The following is an 8,124-nucleotide window of genomic DNA, read 5'->3' on the forward strand; positions in this document are numbered from 1 at the left end:
TGGTGGCGTGGGAAACTACTAAAAAAAAGAACTCTTTTCGAAATGCGTGGTGCTTCGATGGCTACGTCCCTTTCTGCTTCCGACGAAGCCGGGTGGCGCGATCTGACGCTCACACTCGACGAGGTGCTTCGTCCGGTGCTTCGGTGGTCGGTCTATCTCGCGGCGCTCACCTTCGGGCCGTACGTGGCGCTGTGGGGTCTGCCCTCGTTCGATCTCGGCGCGTGGCCTTCGGCGGCGGGCACGGTGCTCGTCTACGTGGTGGTTTTCACGGTTGTGTATGCCGTGAGCGCCGTCGCGCACGAGGGGCTGCACGCGCTGACGATGACGCTCGTGGCGGGCGTTCCGTGGCGCACCATCCGCTTCGGCGTGCGCTGGCGCGACGGCATCGCATACGTGCACAGCCCCGTGCCGATGACCGTCCGGGCGTACCGGGTGGTGCTCGCCGTGCCGGGCGTCGTGCTGGGGCTCTTGCCCGCGCTGCTCGGCCTCGCGCTCGGCAACGGGTGGCTCGTCCTCTACGGGTACGTCATGCTCGCCTCCGCCCTCGGCGACGCCGTCATGCTTCGCCTCCTCGCCCCGCTCGACGGCGACACCCTCGTCCGCGATCACCCGACGGAGGTCGGCTGTCAGGTGCGGGTTTCGGGGACGCAACCACGCCGCTCGCTCACTGCGTGAACCACTGCCGGATGACGCGCTCGGCGGGTTTGTTCTGGGGCGTAAAGTTGAGGTCGCGGTTGCGGGAAGCGCGGTCGTACTCGGGGTGCCATTTCCAGATGATTGCGCCGGCGAGCCACGGGGCCGACCAGCACTGTTCGAAGAATGCCTCGAAGAGCCGCGCCTGCAGTTCGAAGTCGGGCGCGACGTGCCCGTACTCGTCGCGGGAGGGCCAGCGCCACGGTTCGGCGGCGGCGTAGGGCACGCTCCGGTAGCCGATCTCGGTGAGGAGCACCGGGCGGCCCGTGCGCCGGGAGACGCGCGCCAGCGCTTCGAGGTGCGGCTCCCACCCCGCCTTCAGCGCTTCGAGCGAGGGGTCGGACGCCCCCGTGATCGGGAAATAAGCCTGCACGCCCACGAAGTCGAGCGCGTCCCAGAAAGGCACGTGTTCGAAATCCTCATGCCAGTTCGCCGCGTACGTGAGCTTGCCGTCGTAGACTTTCCGCACGTCGGCGATGAGCCCGCGCCAGAACGCCTCGCGCGTCCGGACGGACGTGGCCAGCTCCGTGCCGACGACGAGCACTGCCGCGTCGACCTCGGCGGCGAGACGGGCGTAGTGCAGGACCACCTCGCGATAGGCTTCCTCCCATTTTTGCCAGGCGGCCTCGGTGGCAAAGGCGATGTCGGCGGTCCACGCGCCGCCGCGCAGCCAGAGCTGCGGCTTGAGGATGAGCTTCATGCCGCGTGAGCGCAGCCGTCCGGCGAGGTCGCGGATGCCCGCATCGCTCTCCGAATACCATTGCCCGCCGGGGTTGTGACGGATCTCCGGATGATCTTTCGACGGCTGAAAAGCATAGGGGATGACGGTGACGTGGGTGACGCCGAGGTCGTGGAGGCGCGCCAGCGTGGCCGTCTCGGGCGGGCGCCGGGCGTCGAGCGTGATGCCCCGGATGTGGGCGGCTTCCGGCGCGGCGTTCCATCCGAGCGCGCCGAGGGCGAGCGCGAGCGCCACGCCGCCACCCGCCAGCAGGAGGCCGGTCGTTCGGAGAAACGCGAGGCGCGAGACGATCATCGTGCGGCGGAGTCTGAGAAAGGAGCGGGTCAGCGTGCGGGAAGGACCACCATGCGCCGCGTCTCGACGCGCCCGAGCGCTTCGAGACGGTAGACGTACAGCCCGGCGGCGAGTTTCGACGCATCCCATGTGAGCCGGTGGAGACGGAGCGCGATTATAATTTGCCAAGCCGCGAAAAACTATTAGATTATTCGGGCAAAGCACAAGGCATATTGTGAGGCACCGCTCCTTTCCCATCCCCCGGAGGTAGATCAATGTATACGCGCCGCCAGTTTTTCGGAGCCTTTGGCGGTCCCGCCGCCGCCGCCATGGTGACCGCCACGTTCAAACCCGTCGCGTTGCCGCGCCTGCTCGACGTGCTCGCCGCTCATCCCGGCACGCCGGAGGAGGTCGCCCGCGACGAGTCGTTCTGGCTCGAAGTGCAACAGGCCTTCACGGTGGACCGCAGCCTCGTCAACCTGAACAACGGCGGCGTCAGCCCCGCGCCGGCCATCGTGCAGGAGGCCATGAAACGCCACCTCGACTACTCGAACGAGGCGCCGGTCTATACGATGTGGCGCATCCTCGAACCCCAGCGCGAGGGCGTCCGGCAGCGCCTGGCCCGCGACTTCGGCTGCGACCCCGAGGAGATCGCCCTCACGCGCAATGCTTCGGAAGGACTTCAGATTTGCCAGCTCGGCCTCGACTTCGAGCCGGGCGACGAGGTGCTCACCACCACGCACGACTACGGGCGCATGATCAACACCTTCAAACAGCGTGAGCGCCGCGACGGCATCAAGCTCGTGCAGTTTCCCCTGCCCATCCCCGCCGAGGACCCGGACGAGGTCGTGCGCCTGTTCGAGGAACACATCACGCCGCGCACCCGGGCCATCCTCATGTGCCACATCGTCAACATCACGGGGCAGATCCTGCCGGTGAAGAAGGTGGTGCACATGGCCCGTGCGAAGGGTATTCCCGTCATCGTCGACGGCGCGCATTCGTTCGCCCACTTCCGGTTTACCCACGACGACCTCGACTGCGACTATTACGCGACGAGTCTTCACAAGTGGCTCTTCGCCCCGCACGGCACGGGGATGCTCTATGTGCGGAAAGACAAGATCGGCGGGTTGTGGCCGATGATGGCCGCGCCCGAGAAGATGGACGAGGACATCCGCAAGTTCGAAGAGATCGGCACGCATCCGGCGGCGAACTACCTCGCCATTGCCGAGGCGCTCACGTTCCATCAGGGCATCGGGGCCGAGCGGAAAGAGGCCCGGCTTCGGCATCTCACGCGCCTGTGGGTGGACCGTCTCCTCGCGCACGACCGCGTCCGGCTCCACACGAGCCTCAAGCCCGAGTTCTCGTGCGCCATCGCCACGGTTCAGGTCGAGGGCGTCGATACGGTGAAGCTCGGGCAGCACCTGTGGCGGAAGCACCGGATCATCGTCACCCCCATCATACACCCCGAGTTCGAGGGCTTGCGCGTGACGCCGAACGTGTATACGACGCTCGAAGAGATCGACCGCTTCGTCGACGCCATGGAGGACGTCCTTCGGAACGGCTTGCCCGAGGCGTGAGCCGACCGGGCCGGCGTCCTTTTCACCTCCCTCGAAAGCGGAACGGGAAGCGCCTTTGACGTACGACATCGCCATCATCGGCGGGGGCATCGTGGGGCTGGCGACGGCCCACCACCTCGCGTTTCACTATCCGGGTCGGCGGCTCGTCGTGCTCGAAAAGGAGCCGCGTCTGGCTGCGCATCAGACCGGGCGCAACTCGGGGGTGATCCACTCGGGCATCTATTATCGGCCCGGCTCGCTGAAGGCGGAGAACTGCCGCGAGGGGCGGAAGGCGCTCGTGGCTTTTTGCGAGGCGGAGGGCGTGCCGTACGAGGTCTGCGGCAAGGTGATCGTGGCCGTGCGCGAGGACGAGCGCCCGCGCCTCCACGCCATCCTCGAACGCGGGCGGGCGAACGGCGTCGCGTGCGAGCGCATCGGGCCGGAGCGGCTGCGCGAGCGCGAGCCGCACGCGGCGGGCCTCGAAGCGATCTACGTGCCCGAGGCCGGCATCGTCGACTACCGGGCGGTGAGCGAGCGCCTGGCGGATCGGGTCCGGGCGCGCGGGCACGAGATCCGCACGAGCGCCGGGGTGCGCGGCATGGCCGAACGCCCCGACGGCCTCACGCTCGCGACGACGGCGGGCGAGGTCCGGGCGCGCTTCGCCGTCAACTGCGCCGGGCTGTACGCCGACCACGTGGCGAAGATGAGCGGGCAGGACCCCGGCGTGCGCATCGTCCCTTTTCGCGGCGAATACTACGAACTGAAGCCGCGCGCGCGCCGCCTCTGTCGCCATCTCATCTACCCCGTGCCCGATCCCGCCTATCCGTTCCTCGGCGTCCACTTCACGCGGAGGGTCGACGGGCGCGTGGAGTGCGGGCCGAGCGCCGTGCTCGCCTTCGCGCGCGAGGGGTACACCTTCGGCACGATCCGTCCGGGCGAGCTGGCCGAGACGCTCGCCTACCCCGGCTTCCTTCGCATGGCGCGGCGGCACTGGCGCAAAGGCCTCTTCGAGATCGGGCAGTCGCTCTGCCGGAGGATCTACCTCGCCTCGCTCCGCCGGCTCATCCCCGAGATCACGCTCGACGACCTCGAACCGGCCCCCGCCGGCGTGCGCGCACAGGCCCTCCGCCCCGACGGCGAGCTCGTGGACGACTTCCTCATCGAAGAAACCGACCGCGTCGTGAACGTGTGCAATGCCGCCTCGCCCGCCGCCACCGCCTCGCTCAACGTGGGCCGCCTCGTGGCCGAACGCCTCGCCGTGCGCTTTGCGTGAAACGGAGTCGTTCGCCGGGGCACGAACCCCCGACCCTCACCTTCAAACCCGAAACCCGACTTATGGCCTGGATAGAGATGATCGACGAGGCGGACGCCTCCGGAGAACTCAAGGAGATTTACGATCGCATCGTCGGCAGCCGGGGGAAGCTGTCGAACATCATGCGCATTCACAGCCTCAACCCGCCCACGATGCAGGCGCACATGGACCTGTATCTGAAGATCATGTTCGGCCGCTCGAAGCTCCGCCGCGCCGACCGCGAACTCATTGCCACCGTCGTCTCGGCGGCGAACGGGTGCCCGTACTGCGTGCATCATCACGCCGAGGCGCTCAATTTTTACTGGAAGGATCGGGACCGCGTGAGGCAGGCGACGCGCGACTTCCGCGCGCTCGAGCTGACCGGGCGGCAGCGGGCCATGCTCGAATACGCCGAGAAGCTCACGAAAACGCCCGCCGCCGTCACCGAAGCCGACGTCGAGGCGCTCCGGGCCGAAGGCTTCACCGACCGCGACATCCTCGACCTCAACCTGATCACGAGCTATTTCAACTTCGTCAACCGCATCGCCTCCGGCCTCGGCGTGGACTTTTCGCCCGAGGAGGTCAGCGGGTATCAGTATTGAGGCGGCCGAGGGTTTTCCGTTCCCCGCGGGTTCGTCGCATGAAAAAAGGCCCGGAAACGCTCGGTTTCCGGGCCGGATGGCGGAAGGTTCCTGCCGGCTTCGTCAGGCCGTCTGTGGAGCCTCGGTGCTTTCCGCCTGTCGTTGGTCCAGGCTGTGCGGCCCCGAGCCGAAGTGCGTGAGGAGCAACGCGCCGCCCGCGAGCGCGAGATCCTTGAAGAAATGCGCCATCTCGTTCTGGGCCATCGCCTCTTCGACGCCCCAGAAGTTGTGCATGATGAAGGCCGTCGGGACGAGGAAGACGACGAGCAGCCAGGCTCCGATTTTGGCCTTGTAGCCGAGCATGATGCTCAGCCCGCCGGCGATGATCATGAGGCCCGTGACGACCGTGACGAACGTCGCGGCCGGCACGCCTTTCGAGGCGGCGTACCCGCTCATGGCGTCGAGCTTCATCAGGTGGTTGAGCCCGAACAGGAGGAACGGGAGGGAGAAGAGGAAACGTCCGATGAGAACCGCGTATTTCATGGCGCTCTCCGTAAGGTTGGTGGGAAATGGATGCAGCCGAACCCTCCCCCCTTCAAGAAAATACTATTCGGGAGAATAATATCAAGGGGATGGGGCTGAAATTCGTTATAACGAGTATGAGAATCCACGTAACGTTGGAGGCGTCGCTCGCTCTAAAGATGACGAGGCCGCGCGGGGAGAGGTACGCTCCGTTCCGGCCGAGGCGGCGGCGTTCCGTCGCCCTGAGGAGACGTCTCGCACAGCCCATGACCGAGTGATGAATCTACCTGCCGCAAAGCCGCTGTTTCGATGGACCCTCGCGTTGATGACGGGGGTGTTGGCCGTCGTGGGGACGGCGACGGCGCAGCGCCCGCAGGGGGCGCGGCTGGACGACTGGCGGACGAACTGGGACAAGAAGAACATCGACGTCTCCGAACTGTCGGTCAACATCCCGCGCGACGCGATCCCCGCCATCGACCGGCCGAAGTTCGTCTCCATCGAGGAGGCGCGTCGGTGGATCGGGGAGCAGGAGCCGGTCCTCTCGCTCGTGATCGACGGGGTGGCGCGCGCCTATCCGCTCCAGATCCTTACCTGGCACGAGATCGTCAACGACGCCGTATCGTTCGACATCCCCGTCACGGTCACGTTTTGCCCCCTCTGTTACAGCGCCCTCGTCTATGACCGGCGCGTGGACGGGCAGACCCTCGAATTCGGCGTCTCCGGGATGCTCCGCCACTCGGACCTCGTCATGTACGACCGGCAGACGCACACGCTCTGGCAACAGCTCTCCGGCGAAGGCATCGTCGGCGACCTCACGGGGGTGAAGCTCACGCAGATCCCGGCGCAGATCATCTCGTTCGAGCAGTTTTATACGGCCCATCCCGACGGCATGGTGCTCTCCCGGGACACCGGCCACCGGCGCAATTACGGCCGGAATCCATACGTCGGGTACGACAACGTGAACGAGCGCCCGTTCCTGTACAAAGGACCCACCGACGATCGGCTCCGCCCGATGGAGAAGGTAGTGGGCGTGAGCTTCGGCGGGGTGGACAAGGCGTATCCGTATGCGGTCACGCGACGGGCGCACGTCATCCACGACGAGGTGGGCGGGCAGCCGCTCGTCGTCTTTCACTCCGAGAAAGGCGCAACCTCGGCGCTCGACAAGTCCCGCATCGCCGAGTCGCGCGAGATCGGCTCCACCGGCGTCTTCGATCCGACGGTCGACGGGCGCGTGCTCCACTTTTCATACGAAGACGGTCGCTTCGTCGATGCGGAGACGGGGAGCGTGTGGGACGTCACGGGCCGCGCCGTCTCCGGGCCGATGGCCGGGCGGCAGCTTCGGGCGTTGCCCCACGGCGACTACTTCTCTTTCGCGTGGTTCGCCTTCAAACCGAACACCGACCTTTATCAAAACTGACGGCTTCCGCCCTTCGGGGAAAGCCGGACCTACCCATTCGAGATGCGGCCATGACCAGATCGTTCACGCCTCGCTTTCATCGCTCGATCCCGTCTTTCGTGCTCGTCTTCGCCGTGATGCTCTCCGCCTGTGACGGCGGCGGCGGGGCGGGCGGCGGCAACAACGACGTCGAAACCACCGGCCCGCTTCCCCGCGTGGACGCCGAAAACTGCAACATCGACATCAGCCACTTCGCCGACGGCGGCGTGCCCCCGGACGGCATCCCCGCGCTCACGAACCCCGACCTCGTGCCGCCGGATGAGGTCGGAGGCTTCCTCGTCGACGACAGCCGCGTCATCGGCTTCTTCGTTGACGGGCAGGCCTACGCCGTGCCGCACAACATCCTGTGGTGGCACGAGATCGCCAACTTCGACTTCGGGTCTACGAAGCTCGCCGTCACGTATTGCCCGCTCACAGGATCGAGCATCGCCTTCGACCGCGCCGCCGTCGGAGGCGGGACGTTCGGCGTCTCGGGGCTGCTCTACAACAACAACCTGACGATGTACGACCGCACGGACAACGTCTCGCTGTGGCCGCAGATGATCGGAAGCGCCGGATGCGGGGGGCGCGTGGGCACGTCGCTCACGAAGTTTCCCGTGATCGAGATGACGTGGGGCGCCTGGAAGACGCTGTACCCGGAGTCCCGCGTCGTCTCGTCGAACACGGGCTTCAACCGGAACTACCGGCCCACCGGCTATCCGTACGGCGACTATGAGGAGATCAACAACCCCGCCTTGCTCGACAGCCGCACCGGCCTCGACCGCAGCCGTCCGCCGAAAGAGCGCGGGCTCGGCATCCCGGTGGGCACGGGCGGCATGGTCTTCCCCTTCGGCCTCCTCGACGACACCGACGCGCCGGTGCGGGCGGTGCACGAGACCGTCGGCGGCGAGGACGTGGTCGTCTTCTGGGACGCCGCCGCGCAAAGCGCGATGGCGTACTACCCGCGCCATGCCGGGCAGCGCCTGACGTTCTCGGCGTCGGACGGGACGCTCGTCGATGCGGAGACGGGGAGC

General features: G+C 66.8%; 8 protein-coding genes. 6 read left to right on the top strand and 2 right to left on the bottom strand.

The window, feature by feature from the left end:
• The first annotated feature begins 57 nt into the window (after positions 1–57).
• Entirely contained in the window at positions 58–675 is a 618-nt protein-coding gene (locus AC1HIY_RS16380) for a DUF3267 domain-containing protein (RefSeq protein ID WP_479577876.1), read from the top strand.
• On the opposite strand, the gene AC1HIY_RS16385 is transcribed toward AC1HIY_RS16380, so the two are convergent.
• Positions 665–1,726 carry a glycoside hydrolase family 113 gene (locus AC1HIY_RS16385; RefSeq protein WP_479577877.1) on the bottom strand — a complete coding sequence of 354 codons (1,062 nt, stop codon included), beginning with the start codon at positions 1,724–1,726 and terminating at the stop codon, positions 665–667. The two genes, AC1HIY_RS16380 and AC1HIY_RS16385, sit on opposite strands and share 11 nt — an antisense overlap.
• Positions 1,727–1,980: 254 nt before the next feature.
• On the opposite strand from AC1HIY_RS16385, the gene AC1HIY_RS16390 reads away from it, so the two are divergent.
• The 3 genes from AC1HIY_RS16390 (at position 1,981) to AC1HIY_RS16400 (ending at position 5,154) form a co-directional block, all read left to right on the top strand.
• Positions 1,981–3,282, top strand: coding sequence for an aminotransferase class V-fold PLP-dependent enzyme (locus AC1HIY_RS16390; RefSeq protein WP_479577878.1), 1,302 nt, complete (start codon positions 1,981–1,983; stop codon positions 3,280–3,282).
• Positions 3,283–3,337: 55 nt separating this feature from the next.
• A complete protein-coding gene (gene lhgO, locus AC1HIY_RS16395) occupies positions 3,338–4,534 on the top strand; it encodes an L-2-hydroxyglutarate oxidase (RefSeq protein WP_479577879.1) in 1,197 nt (398 codons plus the stop codon).
• Positions 4,535–4,596: 62 nt separating this feature from the next.
• Entirely contained in the window at positions 4,597–5,154 is a 558-nt protein-coding gene (locus AC1HIY_RS16400) for a peroxidase-related enzyme (RefSeq protein ID WP_479577880.1), read from the top strand.
• Positions 5,155–5,256: 102 nt separating this feature from the next.
• Here AC1HIY_RS16400 and AC1HIY_RS16405 read toward each other — a convergent pair whose 3' ends face one another.
• Positions 5,257–5,676: a DoxX family protein gene (locus AC1HIY_RS16405; protein WP_479577881.1), complete on the bottom strand. Its 420-nt coding sequence runs from the start codon at positions 5,674–5,676 to the stop codon at positions 5,257–5,259.
• Positions 5,677–5,932: 256 nt separating this feature from the next.
• On the opposite strand from AC1HIY_RS16405, the gene AC1HIY_RS16410 reads away from it, so the two are divergent.
• Positions 5,933–7,072, top strand: coding sequence for a DUF3179 domain-containing protein (locus AC1HIY_RS16410; protein ID WP_479577882.1), 1,140 nt, complete (start codon positions 5,933–5,935; stop codon positions 7,070–7,072).
• A 50-nt stretch (positions 7,073–7,122) separates the two neighbouring features.
• On the top strand, positions 7,123–8,124 hold a 1,002-nt coding region (locus AC1HIY_RS16415; protein ID WP_479577883.1), incomplete at its 3' end, for a DUF3179 domain-containing protein.

The sequence above is a fragment of the Rhodocaloribacter sp. genome (assembly GCF_056451265.1).